The organism is Burkholderia sp. Bp9140 (assembly GCF_003853425.1).
GTDB lineage: Bacteria > Pseudomonadota > Gammaproteobacteria > Burkholderiales > Burkholderiaceae > Burkholderia.
In genome coordinates, this window is record NZ_QTPQ01000021.1 from 118482 (window position 1) to 139118 (window position 20637).

Genomic DNA, 20637 nt, shown 5'->3' on the forward strand with positions numbered 1-20637 from the left:
CAGAAGCGTGCGAGCGCGCGCGGCAAGTCTGCGCCGCGTAGCGCCTTCGCCCGTCATTGGCCGCGTCAGCCGAGGCTGTCGCGATGGGTGTGACACAGCACTTCACCAATCGAGGAACGATCCGTGACTGAACAAGACATCCGCAACAACGCCTTCGCGATGCCCGTGCATAACCCGGCGTATCCGCGTCCGCCCTTCCGCTTCATCAATCGGGAGTACTTCATCATTTCGTACGAGACGGACAGGGATGCGCTCCGGGCCGTCGTTCCGGAACCGCTGACGGTCGACCATGCCATCGTCCACTACGAATTCATCCGCATGCCGGATTCGTCAGGATTCGGTGACTACACGGAGAGCGGCCAGGTGATCTCCGTTCTCGACGAGGACGGCAATCGAGCCAATTTCACGCACGCGATGTATCTCGACGACGAAGGCCCGATCGCAGCCGGACGCGAGATCTGGGGATTTCCCAAGAAGCTGGCGTCGCCGAAGCTCTGCGTCGATGGCAAGGACACGCTGCTCGGCACGCTCGACTACGGCACGCAGCGCATCGCCACCGGAACGATGGGCTACAAGTATCGCGCCCTCGACACGGCGGCCGAGCGCCGCAAGCTCGCCGACACGCCCAACTACCTGCTCAAGGTCATTCCGCACGTCGACGGCTCGGCCCGCATTTGCGAGCTCGTGCGCTTCTTCCTGCGCGATGTCGACGTGATCGGCGCATGGGAGGGGCCCGCCGCGCTCGAGCTGCATCCCCATGCACTCGCATCGGTCGCCGATCTGCCGGTTCGCCAGGTGATCGGCGCACGCCACGTCATTGCAAATCTCACGCTCGATATCGGCGAAGTGGCGTATGACTATCTCGCCCCGGCCGAGTCGCTGAAACTCGCAGTCAACCAATAAGCTCCCGGAGGACATATGGCACTGAATGACAAGATCGCGCTCGTGACGGGCGCGGCGAGCGGTATCGGCGAGGTGTGCGCGCGCAAGCTCGCGACGGACGGCGCGACGGTCGTCATCGCGGATCTGAATCTCGCGGCCGCACGAAAGGTTGCTGACGACATCGTCGCCAACGGCGGAAAGGCGTTGGCGATCGCCATGGACGTCACCAGCGAGGAAGCCGTTGACGCGGGACTGACCGAAACGATAAGCCGGCTGGGCGGAATCGACGTGCTCGTGTCGAACGCAGGCATCCAGATCGTCAACCGGATCGAGGATTACGCATTTTCCGACTGGAAGAAGATGCTGGCCATCCACCTCGATGGTGCGTTCCTGACGACCCGGGCCGCCATCAGGCATATGTATGCATCGAACAAGGGGGGCACGGTGATCTACATGGGCTCGGTGCATTCGCACGAGGCCTCGCCCCTCAAGTCCGCCTATGTGACCGCGAAACACGGGTTGCTCGGTCTCGCGCGGGTGGTCGCGAAAGAAGGCGGCCCGCGTGGCGTGCGTGCCAATGTCGTGTGCCCGGGTTTCGTCCGCACCCCGCTGGTCGACAAGCAGATCCCCGAGCAGGCGAAGGCCCTCGGGATCTCCGAGCAGCAGGTCGTAAGCGACGTGATGCTGAAGGAGACGGTCGACGGCGAATTCACGTCGCTGGCCGATGTCGCGAACACGGTTGCCTTCCTGGCCGGCTTCGAGTCGAACGCGCTTACCGGGCAATCGATCGTCGTCAGCCACGGCTGGTTCATGCAGTAAGGAGAACGCCATGTATTCGAGCCAGCGTAACAAGCTGAAGCAGCCTCATCGCATCAAGCTCCCCGCCTATGACGAAATCGGGCTCGTGCTGCAGGGCGGCGGCGCACTCGGCTCATACCAGGCCGGTGTATACGAGGGCATGGCCGAGGTCGGCGTGGAACCGACGCGAATCGCCGGTGTATCGATCGGTGCGCTGAACACGGCGATCATCGCCGGCAACGCGCCCGCGGATCGAACGGAAGCACTGCGTGGCTTCTGGAACACCATCAGTCAGCCGACCGATCCGCTCTCGCACTTCGGCAATTACATGTCGGCGTGGTCCGGGCTGGAAGACATGGGACGCAGGTGGTCGAGCGCATGGGCCGCCACGCGCACGTTGATGGAAGGCCAGGACGGATTCTTCTCCCCGCGCTCGCATGTGTCCTTCACCGGGTTCGGCAGGAAGCGCCCCGATCAGGTCAGCTATTACGACACGTCGGCGTTGCGTGAAACGCTGTTGCGGTACGCAGACTTCGATCGCATCAATGACGGAAATATTCGCGTATCCGTCGGCGCGGTCAATGTTCGGACCGGCAATCTCGTCTATTTCGACAACACCAAAATGCGTCTCGAGCCGGAACATTTCATTGCCTCCGGGGCGCTGCCGCCGGGTTTTCCGGCCGTCGAGATCGATGGCGAGTTCTACTGGGACGGCGGACTGGTTTCCAACACGCCGCTGACCGAGATCATCCGGGAAAGCCAGCACAAGGACACGCTCGTGTTCCAGATCGATCTGTGGAGCTCACGCGGCAAGTTGCCGGGCGATTTCCTCGATGTCAGCGAGCGCACCAAGGACATTCAGTATTCAAGCCGCACACGCGCCATCACCGCGTTCATGTCGCAGAACCAGAAGCATGCGCAGATGATCAAGGCGCTGCTCGAGCATATTCCCGAACACGTGCGGCTTGCACACCCGTTGTTGCGGGAGGCGCAGAAGACGGCCGATGGCAGCGCGGTGAACGTCGTGCACCTGATCTACAAGAACAAGACGTTCGAGGGGCACTACAAGGACTATGAATTCAGCAAGGACACGATGCGCGAGCATTGGGCGAGCGGCCTCGAGGATATTCGGCGATCGTTCGGCCATCCCGACTGGTTCGATATCCCGAGCCGCGAAATCGGCTTCGTCACGCGGGACGTGCACCGCTATCGGCAGGACGTCAACGAAACGGGCGGCCGGGGCACGGACGCTTTGCCGGCAGCGAAACACTCGCCGGAGCAAGAGCCGTCCGTCGCCAATTAATGCGTGGCGACGCCTTCCGTGAACATGACAGTGCGAGCCGCAAGGAGAACACCATGATGTCGCATGAAATGATTGCGCGGTACGGCACGTTGGTCGTATTCCTGAATGTGCTCGGGTCTTCGCTCGGCTTGCCTCTGCCTGCGATACCGACGTTGATCACGGTCGGGGCAGGCGTTGCGCTCGTTACGCATGTCGCGTCGTCGACGTTGCTGCATTTCTCGACGATACTGGGCGCCGCCGTGATTGGCGGCTTTCTCGGCGACCTGGTCTGGTATCAGGGCGGCAAGCGGTACGGCAAGCGCACGCTTCATACCGTCTGCAAGCTGTCGCAGTCGCGTAAAGCGTGCGTCAGGACGACAGAGCGGTTTTTCGGGCGCTGGGGCGTTCGCGTGCTCATCGTTGCGAGATTCGTTCCCGGCCTGTCGCTCGTTGCCGTTCCGCTATGCGGTGCGATGGCCGTCAGGTTGCGCTCGTTTGTGTTGCACGATTGTGCGGGCCTTGCACTGTGGGCATCGATCGGACTGGCGATCGGCACACTATTCGCTTCGCAGATCGACGTGATTTTCGCGTTTGTCGCCCGTCTTGGCTGGCGTGCGCTCATCTTCGCCGGCATGGTTCCGGTGCTGTATGCCCTGTACCGCTACTGCCGCAGGCTGATGTTGGCAAACGCGCTCGGTAATGCACGAATCAGCGCCGGCGAATTGCATGCACTGCTCGCGAATAATCCGCGGCCGATCGTGATCGATATTCGCTCCGCCGAGCGAAGGACGCTCGATCCATTCGTCATTCCGGGCGCGGTAATTGGCGATGAACGAAAGACCCGGCAGATCATGGAGCGCCATGGAACGAACCGGACACTCGTCATCTATTGCGCGTGCCCGAACGAAGTGTCCGCGGTGTCGGTGGCCAGGCAATTACGGCTGTCCGGCATCAAGCTGGCGTTGCCGCTTGCGGGCGGCATCGATGCATGGCGCGCCGCGGGCTTCGACGTCGAGCCGATGATCGCAATGAACGACGCGGCAATCGGCTGACATGTGTCATGTCCAGACCTGATCTCTCGGTCAGCATCAGGTCGGGGCCGAGATTGCCTGGACGTCACCTCATGAAGGGCCGTGATCGACTGCGGATTCAACCCGTCGCTGCAACAGATTGATGAAATCGCTCAGCCGGTGTATCGAAGTCTGGTGTCTTTAGCGGACGTCATTTAGCCGCCTCGCAGTCGCTCCCCCCATGTCATCGTTACAGAACTAGTTCGGCGGGCGTGCCGGTTTGAGTGTGGCGGCAACAAGTTCCGCCACCGCCTGTCGGGCTGCCTTCGCTGCCGTCTCGTCATACGCGATAGTGGCGCCACGTTCGACACAGGGGTCGTTATATGAGAAAGGCTGGTTGGTCTTCGCATTGAAAATCTGGCCGTTGTCACCTTCCTCCCATTGGCAATTGCGCATTGTCTGGGCTTGCCGCAACTTCACCGGCGGCTTGAGCGCGCGTCCGTCGAAAACATGACTGGCGCCGGGATATTCCATCAGGCGAATGTCTTTGCCTTTGGCTTTTAACCGCTCGACATATGCTCGACATGACGCAACAGGGGCGTAATTGTCGTCAGTACCGTGAAACACGCGCACTGGCTGAGACGCAATGTCTTCGTCGTCTCGGTAGGCGTAGCTGCAATCTGGATAGAAAGCAACATAGGCCGCGAAATGTGCGCCCGACGCATCAGCATGCATCCGCTGAAAACGCGTCAGGCTCGCGTAAAGCGCATTTTGACCGCCCCGGGAAAGACCCATCAGCATTACTCGGCTGGGGTCAATTCTTGGATGCTTGGCCAGCAGTGCGAGCGCTCGGTAAGCATCCTCGGTTTGCGCCAAGCGACCGAGTTGGGACTGGTCGTCGTTCACACTGACGATGCCGCGGGCCGTGAAGCTGTCAATGACGAAGGTGGCAACGCCCAACGCAAGAAACTCGTGCTCCCAATCCAGAACATAATTGCCGACGCCGCCTGAACCGTGCAGCAGGATGACAAGTGGAAACCGCTCATTGCCCGAGCGAGGCAGACGCAGTTCGCCAGCGATGGTGACGGGCTTGCCATCCTCGCGGCCGACCAGGAAATCCTGGTCTGTTAATGTGAGTGACTCAAACGGGATGACTTCCATGCGCGCAACCTGCGCATATCCGGTATGCGCTAGCGAGACGAGGAGAATACAGGCTGCGACGAGGACCATGCGACGGCAACATGTGCAATACCATTCTGCAGTCAGCATACCGAGGTCCTTTAATCGTGAATTCGTCGGCGACTTGCTCCGAGTAGCATAGACCGGATTCGGGAACTTACAAGGTCCACTGAACCAGATGCGGGTCCCAGGTCTCACGATAGCCGCGAGTCGAGCTTCAGGGTGCAAAGGAGAAGGCTGACAGGAACCATGCGATGACGGCGCCCCTGTCCGATAAGACGGGTGACTCGGCGGTAAAGACCGCAATGGCCACAGCAAGGACGTCAGCTAACCCGCACAAAACGGCCGCTTGAATGACCAAGTGACGGTCATGGCGACCGGCGGCTTCTGGCCGAACCGAGTCAGACGATCTGACGCTGTCTGCCGGGTCCGGTCCAGCCTGATACCGCTGATAACAGCGGAGGCAAAGCGTGCGATCCAACCCCGCGCGCTTCGAAGCGGCCTCGTTCAGTGCGCGCCGCCGGCCATGCCGCCACCACCCTTGCCCGGCTTGGTGAGCCAGACCAGCGGGACGATCACGATGAAGATGATCGACGACAGCCAGAAGAGATCGTTCAGCGCGAGCATCGCGGCCTGCGCATTGAGCGAACGTTCGAAAAAGGCGGTGGCCTGATCCATCCCGCCGCCGAGCGTCGCGTGGATCTGCGCGATGGCGCTCGTGTAGGCGGGGTTACTCATGCTCGACTGCTCGGCGAGCCGGGCATGATGAAGGATCGTCCGGTCGTTCCATCCCGTCGCGATCAACGACGTGCCGACACCGCCCGCGAACACGCGCACGAAGTTGGACAGGCCGGCGGCCGCCGGAATCCTGTCAGGCGTCAGCCCCGACAGGATGATCGCGGTAAGCGGCGTAAAAAAGAGCGCCATGGGAATGCCTTGCAGCAGTGTCGGCAGCACCAGGGTATACGGATCGACGCTGGTCGTGTATTGCGAGCGCATGAAGAACACGCCCGCAAACCCGAGGAAGGCCAGCGTCGCAAGCACCCGCGCGTCGGACTTCGGCATGATCTTCGCCATCATCGGTGCCAACAGCACGGCGAAGATCCCGAGCGGCGCCGTGACGAGCCCGGCGTCCACCGATCGATAGCCGAGATAGCCCTGAATCCACTGCGGCAGGATCACGAGGTTCGAGAAGAACACCGCGTACGCGACCGAAATCGCGATCGTGCCGCCACGGAAATTGCGCACCGCGAAGAGGCGGATATCGACGATCGGGTTCTTCTCCGTGAATTCCCAGATCAGGAAGAACAGGAAGCTGATGGCGGCGATGACGGCAAGCGCGCAGATCACGGGCGAATTGAACCAGTCGAGATCCTTGCCCTTGTCGAGCATGATCTGCAGTGTCGCGACCCACACGATGAGCGACATCAGCCCGACCTTGTCGATGGGAAGCTTGCGCACCGGCGTCTCGCGGTCGCGATAGATCATCCACGTCACGGCGGCCGCGAACAGGCCGACGGGAATGTTGATGTAAAAGATCCACGACCAGCTGTAGCTGTCGGTGATCCAGCCGCCCAGCGCGGGCCCCGCGATCGGGCCGACCGTCGCGGTCATCGACCAGAGCGCGAGCGCGGTCGAGCTTTTCTCCTTCGAATACGAACCCAGCAGGATCGCTTGGGAAAGCGGAATCAGCGGCCCCGCGACGACGCCCTGCAATACCCGCGCGGCGAGCAGCACGAGCAGGTTCGGCGCGACGCCGCACAACCACGACGAAAACACGAACAGCACGATGGCGGCCACGAACAGCCGGATCTGGCCGACGCGCTGCGTGAGCCAGCCCGTCAACGGAATCGCGACGGCATTGGCCGCCGCGAACAGTGTGATCACCCACGTGCCTTCGTCGACGGAGACGCCGAGGTTTCCCGAGATCGTCGGAATCGCGACGTTCGCAATGGATGAATCGAGCACGTTCATGAACGTCGCGAGCGCGACGGCGATGGTCGCAAGGACCAGCTTTCCGCCCGTCAGCGGTGGCGGTGCAGGTTGCGTTGAGGCATTCATCTCGCTTTCACTCTGAAGGTATCGACCATGCCGGCGTATCGATCCGGCCAGTCAGACGATTGGATCGACCGACACGCGACGACGCGCACCGGGTCGACGGTTCAGCTTGCGCGCTGCGTCGTGTCGCGCACGGCGCTTGCGTCGCGCTTGACGGAAGCCGTCGGCGATCCGACAGGCCCCGTCGCCCCCGCATGCTCGACGACAACGTTTCGCGCAATGATCTTCTCGATCTCGGCATCGGCCCGTGCGCCGTATTCGGCAAACACGTCGGTGCGATACGACGTGTTCGTTGCCGCGCCGAGCTGCGGGCCCGTGTCGTCGCGCGTATCCACATCGACCTCCATCGACAGGCCGATCCGCAGCGGATGCGCTTCGAGTTCCTTCCGGTCGAGCTGGATGCGCGCGGGCAGGCGCTGAACGATCTTGATCCAGTTGCCCGTCGCGTTCTGCGCCGGCAAGCTCGCGAAGGCGCTGCCCGTGCCCGCCGAGAAGCCGACGACGCGGCCGTGGTACTTGACCTTGCCGCCGTACACATCGGCCGTCAGCGTGACGGGCTGACCGATGCGCATGCCGCGCAACTGGATTTCCTTGAAGTTCGCGTCGACCCATACACCGTCGAGCGGAACGATCGCCATCAACGGCGTACCGGGCGACACGCGCTGGCCGACCTGGACCGAACGCTTCGCCACATAGCCCGTGACCGGCGCGGGCAATACGTTGCGCGCGTAGGCAAGATACGCATCGCGCACCTTCGACGCGGCGGCTTGCACGTTCGGATGCTGGTCGATCGTCGTGCGGCCGGTCAGTGCGCGGTTGGCTTCCGCCTGTTGACGAGCGGCATCGAGCGCCGCCCGCGCGGCCGCCACGGTGTCGCGCGCGTGCGCGATGTCTTCGGCCGACACGGCACCCGTGTCGGCAACGGCCTGGCGGCGGCGCAGATCGTCCTGCGCGCGGGCCAGATCGGACTGCTTCTGGGCGACGTTCGCGGCATACAGATCGTTGTTCACGTAAAGACTGCTCACCTGCCGCACGATCTGACCCAGTGTCGCTTCGGCGTTGCCGAGTGCGACCTTCGCATCCGCATTGTCGAGTGTGACAACAGCGGCGCCCGCGTTCACGATCTGCGTATCGTCGGCATTCACGGCGACGACGGTACCCGCCACCTGTGGCGTCAGTTGCACGAGGTTGCCGCTGACGTATGCGTCGTCGGTGGACTCGTGGTAGCGCGCGTACGTCAGGTAGTACATGCCATACGCGATCGACGACGCGACGACTGCCACGCCGAGCAGCGCCAACAGCGGCCCGCGCCTCCGCGTAGCCGGTTCGCTTGCGACCTCTCCGCCCCCCGACGGCGACGGATCGTGACTCACGCGGGCGGCATCGACCGGCTTGCGAACCGGCGGGTTGATTTCGCTCATTTCAATTCTCCAGGCAGATTCGATGGATAACCGCTCAGCGCGCGGCGACGGCAGGCGTGTCGGCTACGGGCCCTTTGGCGCGAGCCGCGGCCCCGGCGTCCGCGAACGACGTGTCGGCGAAGCCGCCGCCCAGCGCGGACGCAAGCGCGATCTGCCGATCACGGCGAGTCATGCGCAGATTCGCGACGCGCTGATCGGCGGAAAGCGCGTTGACGTCGGCGTTCAACACGGTCAGTTGATTGGTGAGGCCGGCCTTGTACTGCGTGAGCGCCAGTCCGGCGGCTTTCAATGCGGCTTGCCGCGCAGTCTGCGCATCGACCAGTTGCGCATCCGCCGAGCGCACGCCGGCGATTTGCGTGGCCACGTCGCTCAACGCGGTCACGAGCGTCTGGTTATAGGTTGCGACTGCGCTATCGAAATCGGCATAGCGCCCCTTCAGTTGCGCGCGAAGCTCACCGGCGTCGAAGATCGGCAGGTGGATGGCCGGGCCGACGGATGCCGTGCGGCTCGCCGCCGTCAGGAAGCGCCCGAAGCCGAACGCGTCGAGCCCGATCGCGGCGCTCAGGTTGATGTCGGGATAGAACTCGGCCTTCGCTTCCTTCACGTCGTGCGCGATCGCATCGACGCTCCACCGGGCTGCCACGATGTCGGGACGCCGGCTGACGAGATCCGCGGGCAGATTGTCGGGCAGGCGAACGTCGTCGCCCATGCCGAGCACCGGTCGCGCGATCTGCAGGCCGCGATCGGGACCGGCGCCGAGCAGCGCGGCGATTTCATAGCGCGTCGCGAGAATCTGGCCGTCGAGCGATTTCATCGCCGCGTGGCTCGTCGCGAGATTCGAGCGTGCGGTCTCCCGCTCGACTTGCGTGTCGAGCCCCGTCGCGATACGGCTGGCGGTGATTCGATCGATCTGCTCGCGCCGATCGATCTCCTGTTTCGCGATGTCATGCAACAGGTAGAGCCGTGCAAGCTGGTTATAGGTGCGTGCGATCGAAGTCGTGAGCGTCAGCCGGACCGCTTCCTCGTCGACGCGGCTCGCCTGAAGCCTGGATACCGACGCCTTCAACGCCTCGCGCTTCTTGCCCCAGAGATCGAGTTCATACGAAGCACCGAGGATGCCCCGGTTCTCGGTCTGCCATGACCCGCCATACGGCGGCGGAACGAGCGCCGTTCCTGAAAATTGCTGGCGTGTGAGCGTGTAGCTGGCGTCGACGCGCGGCATCGTTCCCGCCCGCGCGGATTCGCTATAGGCCTGCGCGGCTGCCACGCGCGCGCGTGCCTGATCGAGCGTCGGGCTACTTCTCAGCGCCTCGTCGATCAGCGCCTTCAGTTGGCCATCGCCGAACTGATCGGCCCAATCGGCGGTAGGCCAGTGACCTTGCTCGGACGGAAGACTCTGTTGTGTCACATACTGCTGCGGATCAGTCATCGTCGCATTGCCATGAATGCCGGCGTAATTCACGCACGCCGACAAACCGGCCGCGACGATCGCCGGCACACCCGCCTTGAACACGTGCGACGCGTGTCGCCCGGCGCTTGAAAAAATGTTCATTGCTCGTCTCGTCACGTAGTAGGCCAACACAGTCGTTTGCAGAAAAATCGCCATTCGGGTTCGGTCCGGTATCCGCACGTGCGCGGCACGGTCCGGGGGCATTCGATCGCGACGACGCAATGCCGCGCGTGCGCAACAAGCCAGCACCTCGGTCGCGAGCGCGAACAGTGTCGTGATACCCATCCACGGATTCCTCAAGCCGCGGCGTACCTGCTCACTGCGCCCGACACCCCGCACGCACCAGGTACAGAAGTGTTCGCAGTTGTTCGTCAGAAGCCGGTACCGGTCTTCACCGAGGCGCGACCTGGCCCGCTCGACGACGGTCATGCCGGTATAAACGGCATCCGGTTCCGGCTGAACACGGACGCCCTTGTTCGCCGCGAAGCGACATAACGGAACGCATTCCACCGGGCACCGTCTGGCGGAACGATGAAAGCCGCCATAGTGGATAACCAGGCCGTTTCCCGCGTAGATTCCGTGGTGCGCATACCCTTCCCGCTCACTGACGAGATGGGCACCTGCTTCGATGCCGGAATCCGCTCGCGGCGCCGCCTGCGAATTCGTCAGCCAATCGATATTCAACGTTTCCATCGCAAGCCTCCGATTTCGTATGTGCGTTGCATTCCGCGTCGCTGATGGGTCGCTTGCACGCGCAAGTCGAAGTGTCGGTCGTGGTCTTCCGGATCGCAGGCAAAGCCGCTCCCGCCCGAAGTCCGTCTTTCGGGAGCGATCGCCGTTGCATTCGTGGCGCTTCATCGGCGGCGGAAAATCACGAATCAGGGCAAGTGCGTCGAGCGCTATCGAAGTCGATGACTCGTTTGCAGACCTGATCAGACGCATTGCCGTGCCTTAATACTATGAGCGGGCCGCACGCGCAGGTAGACCTGTATCGGAACACTTTGCCGTTCCTCATTGGCACCAATCCGCTGCGTCACCGCATTCGTCGAGAGCGCGATGCGCCCGGTCGCGCTCCGGTCTCGCCGCATTGGTGCGGAGCAGGCAACACCATGCATCCCGAGACGATCTGGTGCGGCGACGCGTGTTTGCCTAGCATGCAAGAGCGTTTGGCCCATCCGTCGGATGGAGGTCATGGGGATCGACTTGCAGCCAGGAGCCGCGCCATTGCACTGATTCGCTTCGAAAAACAACGCACCGCCCGATACCCAGGGTTCGAGACGCTCGCGTTGACCAGTACAAACAACCGGGAGGCATATGGAGAACGAGAGGTTGCAACCTCCGTCGCAGACACTGCTCGACAAATACCGCGGGCGGGAATTCGCCGCGCTCTACACGACCACGGTCACGGTCTCCGGAGGTGAATCCGGGCACGGCCGTGCATCGGGTGTTGCGAGATCCGACGACGGTTGTCTCGTCCTTGATTTGCGGTTGCCCACCGAACTGGGCGGTCCGGGCGGCGGCACCAATCCGGAACAGCTTTTCGCAGCCGGCTATGCCGCGTGCTTCCACGGTGCGCTGAGCCTGCTGGCGCAGCGCGAACGGATCGACATGCGGGAAACAACCGTGGCGGTCGAAGTGTCGTTCGGTCGCGATCCGGTGGATGGCGGATATGCGCTGACCGCCAACGTCACCGCCCGCATGCCGGGTGTGGACCTGCAGGTCGCGGAACGTCTGGTCCGCGACACGGAGCGCCTGTGTCCCTATACGAAGATGGCGCGACAGGGAATCCTCAGTGTCGTCGCCGTGTCGGCGTGACGGATGATTGGTGCCGAAGCGGCAACAGAGTGCGCACGTACCGGGCACTACTGGGCCGCGAGACACGCGATTACGATGATTGCCAGGCCGGTCGTGCGATGTATCGCCATGCGCAGCACCGGTAGTACCGCTTCCACAGATCAGGAGAACGGATCATGACGCAACGTATCAACTACTTTCAGCAATCGCCGGAACTGACCAGGAAACTCGTCGAGCTCGACGGGTTGTTTCAAAAGACGACGATCGAGGTGCCGGTTCGCGAGCTCGTCGAGATTCGGGCGTCGCAGCTCAACGGCTGCGCGTTCTGCGTCGACATGCACATCAAGACGGCCAGGATCCACGGCGAGCGCGAACTGCGCATGCATCACGTCGTGGTCTGGCGCGAGTCGCCGCTGTTTTCGCCGCGCGAGCGCGCCGCGCTGGAATGGACCGAAGCACTGACGCAGCTCTCGTCGCACGGCGTGCCGGACGATATCTACGAACGCGTGCGGGCCCACTATTCGGAGCAGGAGCTGTCGGATCTCACCTTCCTCGTCGGTGCGATCAACAGCTGGAACCGGCTGAATGTCGCGTTCCGCATCGCGCCCGGCTCGTTCGACAAGATGTTCGGGCTCGACAAGGCCAACCTGGAGTAACGACTTGACGTCCTCCGCCGCCTAAAGGCGGCGGATTCCCACACCTGGCGATGCACGTCCGCATCGGAGAATGTTCAGCGCAGCATTGGTATCTCGATCATGCACGACACCACAGTCACTGCAGGCCCACGCTCTTACTCGCAGTCCCGCGATACCTTTCGGCCGCGTCGTGCTGTCTGTCGACCCGCACGCCGAACAGGACTGGGTAGAACCGCTTTCGTCGACTTCCTCGAACGTGACTCCGTGCGCGATCGCTTTGTAATGAAGCTTGTTCCGGAAGGACGACCAGGATGCGTCATAGACGCTCTTCGCCATCCTGGTTCTGGCGAGCTTCACGGCCGACACGTTACCGACCGCGATGTAATCGAAGCGCCGCACCAGATCGAGCGCGAGCTTGTGCTGGAAATCGGCGCGGGCATTCGCCACCTTGGCGTGCAGCTTCGCGATATGCCGCTTGTGCTTGCGCGCCCGCTGCGCCTTCGCCAGCTTGTCGGCCGCGCGACGGCCGAACGGGTCATTGGGCAGCTTCTCGCCGGTCGAAAGTGTGGCGAAGTCTTTCAGGCCGAGATCAATGCCGACGCCGGAACGGATCGGGCGCGCCTGAACATCGGGCAGCTCGATCACGATATTCAGGAACCAGTTGCCGCGTGCATCTTGCGCAAAGTTGGTGCCGTCCTTGATCTTGCCGTCGGGAAGCGGCCGGCTGTTGAACACACGGAAGGTGTTACCGGCGAAGCGGAACGCGTCGCCCTCGCGTTTCAGGTCTCGGCCCTTCAGCGGCACCCAGCCAAGCGATTTCCTGCCGCGATAGCGCAGGTAGGGCCGACGGCGCTGGCTGCGCGACTTCGCGTATTGCTCGCACGTCGCATTGACCGTGCCGGAATGGATGCCAAGTTCCTTGCTGCTGCCGGTGGTCAGCACGTTCAGATCAAAACCCGTCGGCCACTTTTTGTTCCACTTGAGCGCGTGCTTCTGCGCGTCATTGCAGAAGTTCCAGACGTAGTTCACCGCACGGCTCTGCTTGTTCAGGAGTCCGTTAAGCGACTTTACGCGGTAGCGGTAGACAAGAATCATGCCGGTCATTTTAACTTTGGAATGCCGTCTGTCGACGGCGCTCCTTTCCTCCCCGCCGCAAACGGCGGGGTTTCTCGGAGAAACTGATGAAACGCAGCATGCTCGCGCTTGCACCGCTTGCCCTGTCGCTGCTGATGCCCGTTCAGCCGGCCGCCGCGGCACCGCAAGCCAGGGTGACGCAGTTGACCACGGAGCCGTTGCCCGAGTATCCGGGCAAGGAGGCGCAGATGATCGTCGTGGATTATCCGCCCGGCAGTGTCGATCCCGTGCATCGTCACGACGCGCACGCATTCGTCTATGTGCTCGACGGCAGCATCGTGATGGGCCTGAACGGCGGCAAGGAGGTCACGCTCCACGCCGGCGACACCTTCCACGAAGGCCCCGACGACGTGCACACGGTCGGACGTAACGCCAGCAGCACGAAGCCGGCAAGGTTCGTCGTGTTCCTGATCAAGAACAAGGGCGCGCCGATCCTCACGCCCGTGAAATAGCGGGATCGCCGGCGCGGCCCGGCGATCCCGGGTCTGGCCCGGGCGTTCGACGTTCCGGCAGCGCACCAGCGCGTGTGCGCCGACGGGCGGAATGTCCTCGCGCGTCCCGCACCCCGGGGCAGCCGGCGGTCATGATGCCGCCTCCGCGCCGGCACGCCGTTCCCGCGTGTCCGGCCCGTCGATGTCTTTCGTCATACCATCGTCGTTCATCCGGCACACGTTCGGCGCGCCCCGGCACGCTGAGCGCGGGATCGGGAAATCGCCGGGTATACTCCCCACCAGTATCCGTCATATACTCCCCCCCAGTTTCTGTCGAGGATTGAGAGGCGACATAAAAGGCGCAGAATTGACGCGGGTTCCTGCGCCGTTCGCGACATGCGCGAAATCGCCTTCCGACATCGACGGCGCACTCGATCCGATACGTGAAGGGAAGTCGATCCGAACCGTCGTTCACCACCGAAGCACCAAAAAGGAGATGACCATGTCCGTCGCCATTCATCCCGCCGTCGATCGCGGCATTCAAAAGGGCGCCGCCCAGTTCGCCGGCGGCACGCTGCGTTGCCTGTGCACGCAGGATCCGGTCGAGGTTCGGGTCGATGCCCAGGTCGCGTTCAATCACGCGTGCGGCTGCACGAAGTGCTGGAAGCCGGCCGGCGCGCTGTTTTCCGTCGTGGGTGTCGTGCCGCGCGACAAGGTCACCGTGACCGCACATGGCGAGAAACTGCACGTCGTGGACGACAAGGCGTTGATCCAGCGCCATGCGTGCTCCGGCTGCGGCACGCATCTGTTCGGACGCATCGAAAATACCGACCATGCGTTTTACGGCCTGGATTTCATCCATACCGAACTGTCGCCGGATGCCGGTTGGGAGGGGCCCGGTTTCGCCGCGTTCGTGTCGTCGATCATCGAGAGCGGCACGCCGCCGTCGTTGATGGCGGACGTGCGCGACACGCTGCGCAGCAAGGGGCTGGAGCCCTACGATTGCCTGAGCCCGCCGCTGATGGATGCGCTGGCGACGCAGACGGCCAAGGCCAAAGGAACCTACCGGGAGGCGTGAGTTCCGCCATGGCCGGCGCGTGGCGACAGGCTGCCGCGCTTCGCCACGACGGTCACGAATCGTGTATCGAACCCGTCACCGCGCGTGGCGTGCGCCGTCATCGCGCGGCTTTTCACGGGCTTGAGCAAGGACGTCTCATGCGGAGATGCGTCAGCGTCGGCCTGCGGCACCAGTTCCCAGCGCCGGCGACAGGGGCGCGCAATGCGCCCGACGGTTTTGCGAGCCGATTGGGTACTAGCCGAGCAGGCTCGACGCCGTCCGGACGATCTCCTCGACGAATACGTTGATCGCAGGATGATTGCGCTCGCCGCGGCGATAGGCGACATAGATCTTGCGGCGCACTTCCGGTTTCAGCTTGACCCATGCGACGCCGGCCAGCGGCCGCGCCCGCCGGAGTCCGGGAACGATCGACACCGAGCAGCCGGCAGCCACCATCGCACCGACCATCTCGAAACCGCCGCACTTGGCGTTGATCCGTGGCTCGTAGCCCGCGCGGCGGCACAAGCCGGCGATGAAGTCACCAAATACGCTCGACGTCGAATCGATTGCCCAGGTTTCATGCCTCAGGTCGGCGACGCTCAGCGACGGCCTTCTGCTCAACGCGTGATCGGCCGCAAGTGCCACGTACAGCACGTCCTCGGCCAGTTGCACGACACCGACGTTCTCCTGCTTGTCGCCCACGACGATGGAGAGATCGTCGATCAGCGCGATATCCGCGCGCCAGGACCGCAGCGCCGCGAGCCCGTCGATCGGCTCCATCTCGTCAAGAATGATCTCGAGGCGCGGAAAGACCCGCTGCAAGGCCTTGACCGTATCGGGCAGCACGGCCGATGCGATCGACGGGAAAGCGGCAACGCGCAACTCGCCGGCGATCTCGCGCCGCAGCACCGCCAGCTCCGAGCGAGCTTCGTCGAGCACCACCATGACCCGCTCCGCGTATCCCACCAGCGCCTGGCCAGCCGGGGTGAGCCGCACGCCCCTGCCGATGCGTTCCGTGAGCTTGACGCCGGCCTCCTCCTCGAGCTGGGTGATTTGCTGCGAGACAGCCGAGGGCGTCAGGAACAGCGCTTCCGCGGCGGCGGCCATGGTGCCGCACCGCGCCAGCTCCAGCAGCGCCCGAAGACGTCCGATTTCCATGGCATTCATCCCAGGGGAAAAACAGGTCATTCACCAGAATTGCTAATGTATTACGTCAAAAACGATAAATATACGTGAGCATATTCACCGCCTACGATGATTTCCGAAAGGCACCGGATCAACCCCGGGGACCGCTCTCCCGCGCTCACGCGGCCCCAGTGATAAGGAAATCGTCATGTTGGAAGCCCGCCCGTGGGTCCCCAGGGATCCCGAAAACTACATCCAGTCGCTGGTCAGACGCTTTGCCAGCCAGGCCCCGGATCAGAACGAGCGTGATCTGCTCGCCTTCGTCGAGGAAAATCGCGTGATACACGAGCGCGACTGCTTCAACCTCAACCCGGCCACCAATGCCATCAACCCGAAGGCCGAAGCGCTGCTGGCCGCCGGCGTCGGTTCGCGGCCGTCCCTCGGCTACCCCGGCGACAAGTACGAAATGGGGCTGGAAGGCGTCGAGAAAATCGAGGTCCTGTGTGCCGAGCTGGTGGCGCAGGTCTTCGGCGCGCGCTATGCGGAGATTCGAGTCGCTTCGGGTGCACTGGCGAACCTTTACGCGTACATGACCGTGGCCAGGCCGGGCGACACCGTGTTCGTGCCGTCCGCCACGGTTGGCGGCCACTTCAGCCATCATGCCAACGGCGCCGCCGGGATGTACGGCGTCAAGCCTTACCTGATGGCATTCGATGCCGATCGCTACACGGTCGATCTGGATGCACTGCGCGAGGACGCGCTGCGCCTGCGACCGAAAGTCATCACCCTCGGCCAGAGCCTCAACCTGTTCCCGCACCCGATCAGGGAGGTGCGTGCCATCGCGGACGAGATCGGTGCCGTGGTGCTCTATGATGCGGCGCACCTGTGCGGCGTGATCGCCGGCCATGCGTGGCAGCAGCCGCTTGCCGAAGGCGCGCATCTGATGACGATGAGCACGTACAAGAGCCTGGCCGGCGCGGCCGGCGGGTTGATCGTGACCGACGACGCCGGGCTGGCGCAGAAACTCGACGCCATTGCCTATCCCGGCATGACGGCCAACTTCGATGCGGCCAGGTCGGCGTCGATCGCGATGACGATGCTCGATTGGCAGGCGTGCGGCCGGCCTTACGCGGCAGCGATGGTCGACACGGCCAAGGCACTGGCCGAGGCGCTTGTCGAATCGGGCTTGCCGGTGTTCGCACGCGACCGCGGCATCACGACGTCGCACCAGTTCGCGATCGAGGCCCATCGGTTCGATGGCGGCCAGGCGATGGCCAGGCGACTCCGGCGGGCCAACATTCTCGCGTGCGGCATCGGGCTGCCGCTCCCCGAGATCGAGGGCGACGTATGCGGCCTGCGGATGGGGACGCCGGAGCTCGTGCGCTGGGGCATGACCGTTCGCGACATGCCGCAACTTGCCGCCTTCATCGCCGACGTACTGCTGGGCCGCAAGGCGCCCGAGGATGTGGCGCCGGCCGTCAGCGAATATCGCCGGCAATTTTCCGCCCTGCATTATCTGCGTTGACGATCGGGAGGCGATACCTGGCAGCCAGGGTCGGCGCGATGCGCCGACCGATTCGGTTCGGCATTCGCGGCATGAACCTCATTCGCTTCGGATACCGAAACACAAGACAGCTGGACGAAACATATCGTGGTTGGAGAACGGAAATGAAACGCTTGAATTCGGTCATCGCGATCGGCAGCGCCGCCATCGCTCTCGCTTCGGGCGCAGCACATGCGCAGGACGATGTCGTCAAACTGGGTTTTGCCGGACCACTGACGGGCCAGAACGCGAATCTGGGCAAGGACGTCGAGCGCGGCGCACGGATGGCCGTCGACGACCTGAACGCGAATCCGCCGGTGATTGGCGGCAGGAAGGTCAGGATCGAATTGCAGGTCGAGGACGACGCGGGCGATCCGCGGCAGGCGACCCAGGTCGCCCAGCGCCTGGTCGATGCGGGGGTCAAGGGCGTCGTCGGTCATTTCAACTCGGGGGCGACGATCCCGGCCTCGAAGATTTACCACGACGCACGCATCCCGGAGATATCGCAATCGTCCACCAACCCGAAGTACACGCAGCAAGGCTTCGACACCGCCTTCCGCCTCGTCGCCAACGACGGCCAGCTCGGCTCGGTACTCGGCAAATACGCGGTGCAGAAATGGAATGCCCGATCCGTTGCGGTCATCGACGATCGAACCGCCTATGGACAAGGTATCGCTGACGAGTTCCTGAAGTCGGCGACGTCCGCCGGTGCGAAACTCGTGTCCCGCCAGTACACCACCGACAAGGCGACCGATTTTCGTGGCGTGCTGACCGCCATGAAAGGCGAGAATCCCGACGTGGTCTTCTACGGCGGGATGGACGCGCAGGGCGGCCCGATGATCAAGCAGATGCAGCAGCTCGGGATGGCCTCGAAGTTCATGGGCGGCGATGGCATCTGTACCGGCGAACTGCCCGATCTCGCGGGGGCGGCGCTCAACGGCAGACAGGTCATTTGCGCGGAAGCCGGCGGCATCACGCCTGAATATGCACCGGGGATGGAGAACTTCAGGAAGCGGTTCAAGCAGAAATATGGTCAGGACGTGGTGATCTACGCGCCGTATGCGTACGACGCGATCATGATTCTCGTCGACGCGATGAAGCGAGCCGGCTCGGCCGACCCGGCGAAGTACCTTCCGTACCTGAAGAAGACCGACTACAAGGGCGTCATCGGTGAAACACGCTTCGACGCGAAGGGCGATCTGCAGAACGCCACGCTGACGCTCTATACGTTCAAGGACGGGAAACGCGAAAGCCTGGGCGTCCAACATTGAGATCGGGACGCCGCGAGCTCGGTGCTCGCGGTGTCCGCTTCGCCTCAACGCAAATGGCGCGCGTGGCGAACAGCAGCTTGCTCGCCGTCACGCCGGAATCGGCAAACGTGTCGCGATCTCAGCTCCGCGCGGCAGGCGCCGTGTCGTGCGCACCGGACGTCAATGCCAGCACCGCGAGCGCGCCGGCCGGCGCGAGCAGCGCCCAGAATCCGACATAACGGAAGCCGAGCGCGCCGGCCATGGCGCCGAGCGCGAACGCGACGATCGCCGGCAGCATCTTGCCGAAGCGCGCCCGCGCGGCCGCGCGCGCGCTGTCGGCCGTGCCGGCCGACAGCAGGTCGACGACGTCGAGAATCGCCTGCGTGACGTTGCCCGTCATCACCGTGTTCGGCACGCCGGCACGTGCGATCACGCGCGGATGCGCGTTCTGCACGCCCATCGCGAACGTGCCGACGATGCCGGCCACTAGCACCGGCAGGCTGTCGGACTGCGTGACGGGCGTCGCCCACACGCCGGCCGCACAGAAGCCGAGCAGCAGCACGGCCTGCACCGTATGCAGCGCACGCGTGCCCTGCCATGCCGGCCGCGCGGACAGGGACCGCGCGATCAGGCTCGCCGCGACGACGCCGCACACGAAAGCGGGAAACACGCTCAGCTTCAGCAGGATGCCCTGCCCGAACCCGGCAACGCCCGCGCCGATCAGCACGAAGTTGCCGGTCACGTGCGCGGTGAACAACCCGAACAGCGAGACGAAGCTCAGCGTGTCGACGAACCCGGCGACCGCGGAAAGAATGGTGTCTTCAGATTTCAATTCGTGATGTCTGTGTAGAGGTTTGGCGATGGGGCGCCCGGAATGGCACGATTGCCGCATCGCATTCGCGGGAAGTCAGCGGCGGCACGACCACGGTCGCGGCCGCGCCGGCTGCCATGGTCGGCGACCTGCGGCCGCCGACCGTCGCGACGAAACCGCTTGCCATCGTCCCGGCAGGCACTGCAGCGCGGACTTTCCTCATGGCCGCATTCCGTTGTTTCGACGTCCGACCCCGCGCTCAGGCACTGCCGTCGCCCTGCCTGCGTTGACTATCGTCGACGATGATGACGAGGACGAGCGCCGCAATCAAGCCCAGGTGTTCGAAAAAGCTGTTGAGCGCCATGAAGCGGGCGACCCCGGTGTGGTTCCAGAAGTCGTTCGCCACCGCCATCGCGACGACGGTCAGCACGCCGAGTCCACCCGCGCCGATCCAGGTGAAGCGGCGAAACACCACGCACAGCGAGCCGCCGATCTCGACCACAACCGCCAGTGCAGCCCAGAGCGCGGGCGGGTGCAGGCCGAAATGCGCCTGCTCCGCGACCGCATCGCCGAAGTGCATCGCCTTGTTGACGCCGCCGATGAGGAAGGCGGAAACGAGCGCGAGCCGTACCAGCGATCCGACCCACGCCTGCGAAAGGAGGGCGCGAATCCACCCGGGGCTGCACCGGCCGGTTGTGGTCGTCATGTCAGACCGCCCAGCACGAACAGCCGAACGCACCCCAGAAGCCCTTCGCGTCCGACGTCGGCAACGTGCGG

General features: G+C 63.7%; 18 protein-coding genes. 10 read left to right on the forward strand and 8 right to left on the reverse strand.

Annotated elements, in window-relative coordinates:
• Nucleotides 1-123: 123 nt before the first annotated feature.
• From DIE21_RS18895 to DIE21_RS18910, 4 genes are read left to right on the forward strand one after another with little or no spacing between them, the layout of a single operon-like run.
• Nucleotides 124-903, forward strand: a complete 780-nt coding sequence (locus DIE21_RS18895; RefSeq protein WP_124499137.1) for an acetoacetate decarboxylase — start codon at nucleotides 124-126, stop codon at nucleotides 901-903.
• A 15-nt stretch (nucleotides 904-918) separates the two neighbouring features.
• A complete protein-coding gene (locus DIE21_RS18900; protein ID WP_124499138.1) occupies nucleotides 919-1701 on the forward strand; it encodes a 3-hydroxybutyrate dehydrogenase in 783 nt (260 codons plus the stop codon).
• A 10-nt stretch (nucleotides 1702-1711) separates the two neighbouring features.
• Nucleotides 1712-2983 carry a patatin-like phospholipase family protein gene (locus DIE21_RS18905; protein WP_124499139.1) on the forward strand — a complete coding sequence of 424 codons (1272 nt, stop codon included), beginning with the start codon at nucleotides 1712-1714 and terminating at the stop codon, nucleotides 2981-2983.
• Between the two features lie 53 nt (nucleotides 2984-3036).
• A complete protein-coding gene (locus DIE21_RS18910) occupies nucleotides 3037-4014 on the forward strand; it encodes a VTT domain-containing protein (protein WP_124499140.1) in 978 nt (325 codons plus the stop codon).
• 216 nt (nucleotides 4015-4230) lie between these two features.
• On the opposite strand, the gene DIE21_RS18915 is transcribed toward DIE21_RS18910, so the two are convergent.
• The 4 genes from DIE21_RS18915 to DIE21_RS18930 all read right to left on the reverse strand — a co-directional run bounded on the left by DIE21_RS18915 (nucleotide 4231) and on the right by DIE21_RS18930 (nucleotide 10773).
• The gene (locus tag DIE21_RS18915) at nucleotides 4231-5241 is read right to left on the reverse strand and encodes a dienelactone hydrolase family protein (RefSeq protein ID WP_260432519.1); all 1011 of its coding nucleotides are present in this window, start codon (nucleotides 5239-5241) and stop codon (nucleotides 4231-4233) included.
• A 417-nt stretch (nucleotides 5242-5658) separates the two neighbouring features.
• Complete coding sequence (locus DIE21_RS18920; RefSeq protein ID WP_124499141.1) at nucleotides 5659-7212, reverse strand: DHA2 family efflux MFS transporter permease subunit; 1554 nt, start codon at nucleotides 7210-7212, stop codon at nucleotides 5659-5661.
• Nucleotides 7213-7313: 101 nt separating this feature from the next.
• Entirely contained in the window at nucleotides 7314-8630 is a 1317-nt protein-coding gene (locus DIE21_RS18925; protein ID WP_124499142.1) for an HlyD family efflux transporter periplasmic adaptor subunit, read from the reverse strand.
• Nucleotides 8631-8664: 34 nt separating this feature from the next.
• Nucleotides 8665-10773: an efflux transporter outer membrane subunit gene (locus tag DIE21_RS18930; RefSeq protein WP_124499143.1), complete on the reverse strand. Its 2109-nt coding sequence runs from the start codon at nucleotides 10771-10773 to the stop codon at nucleotides 8665-8667.
• 621 nt (nucleotides 10774-11394) lie between these two features.
• Between DIE21_RS18930 and DIE21_RS18935 the strand changes: the two genes are divergently transcribed.
• Both DIE21_RS18935 and DIE21_RS18940 read left to right on the forward strand, forming a co-directional pair.
• Nucleotides 11395-11895: an Ohr family peroxiredoxin gene (locus DIE21_RS18935; protein ID WP_124499144.1), complete on the forward strand. Its 501-nt coding sequence runs from the start codon at nucleotides 11395-11397 to the stop codon at nucleotides 11893-11895.
• Between the two features lie 155 nt (nucleotides 11896-12050).
• Nucleotides 12051-12530, forward strand: coding sequence for a carboxymuconolactone decarboxylase family protein (locus DIE21_RS18940; protein ID WP_124499145.1), 480 nt, complete (start codon nucleotides 12051-12053; stop codon nucleotides 12528-12530).
• Between the two features lie 21 nt (nucleotides 12531-12551).
• Here the strand turns inward: DIE21_RS18940 and DIE21_RS18945 are convergent, their stop codons facing one another.
• The gene (locus tag DIE21_RS18945; RefSeq protein WP_124499160.1) at nucleotides 12552-13604 is read right to left on the reverse strand and encodes an RNA-guided endonuclease TnpB family protein; all 1053 of its coding nucleotides are present in this window, start codon (nucleotides 13602-13604) and stop codon (nucleotides 12552-12554) included.
• An 86-nt stretch (nucleotides 13605-13690) separates the two neighbouring features.
• Here DIE21_RS18945 and DIE21_RS18950 point away from each other — a divergent pair, with 86 nt between their 5' ends.
• Nucleotides 13691-14095, forward strand: coding sequence for a cupin domain-containing protein (locus tag DIE21_RS18950; protein ID WP_124499146.1), 405 nt, complete (start codon nucleotides 13691-13693; stop codon nucleotides 14093-14095).
• A 481-nt stretch (nucleotides 14096-14576) separates the two neighbouring features.
• Nucleotides 14577-15152 (forward strand): S-(hydroxymethyl)glutathione synthase, encoded by a 576-nt coding sequence (gfa, locus tag DIE21_RS18955; RefSeq protein ID WP_124499161.1) that lies wholly within the window; start codon nucleotides 14577-14579, stop codon nucleotides 15150-15152.
• 234 nt (nucleotides 15153-15386) lie between these two features.
• Here the strand turns inward: gfa and DIE21_RS18960 are convergent, their stop codons facing one another.
• The gene (locus tag DIE21_RS18960; RefSeq protein ID WP_124499147.1) at nucleotides 15387-16289 is read right to left on the reverse strand and encodes a LysR family transcriptional regulator; all 903 of its coding nucleotides are present in this window, start codon (nucleotides 16287-16289) and stop codon (nucleotides 15387-15389) included.
• A 175-nt stretch (nucleotides 16290-16464) separates the two neighbouring features.
• Here DIE21_RS18960 and glyA point away from each other — a divergent pair, with 175 nt between their 5' ends.
• Nucleotides 16465-17781 (forward strand): serine hydroxymethyltransferase, encoded by a 1317-nt coding sequence (gene glyA, locus DIE21_RS18965; protein WP_124499148.1) that lies wholly within the window; start codon nucleotides 16465-16467, stop codon nucleotides 17779-17781.
• A gap of 143 nt (nucleotides 17782-17924) precedes the next feature.
• Nucleotides 17925-19070: a branched-chain amino acid ABC transporter substrate-binding protein gene (locus DIE21_RS18970; protein ID WP_124499162.1), complete on the forward strand. Its 1146-nt coding sequence runs from the start codon at nucleotides 17925-17927 to the stop codon at nucleotides 19068-19070.
• A 118-nt stretch (nucleotides 19071-19188) separates the two neighbouring features.
• On the opposite strand, the gene DIE21_RS18975 is transcribed toward DIE21_RS18970, so the two are convergent.
• Both DIE21_RS18975 and DIE21_RS18980 read right to left on the reverse strand, forming a co-directional pair.
• Nucleotides 19189-19881 carry a YoaK family protein gene (locus DIE21_RS18975; protein WP_124499149.1) on the reverse strand — a complete coding sequence of 231 codons (693 nt, stop codon included), beginning with the start codon at nucleotides 19879-19881 and terminating at the stop codon, nucleotides 19189-19191.
• Nucleotides 19882-20119: 238 nt separating this feature from the next.
• Nucleotides 20120-20566 carry a DoxX family protein gene (locus DIE21_RS18980; protein ID WP_124499150.1) on the reverse strand — a complete coding sequence of 149 codons (447 nt, stop codon included), beginning with the start codon at nucleotides 20564-20566 and terminating at the stop codon, nucleotides 20120-20122.
• Between the last annotated feature and the right edge of the window lie 71 nt (nucleotides 20567-20637).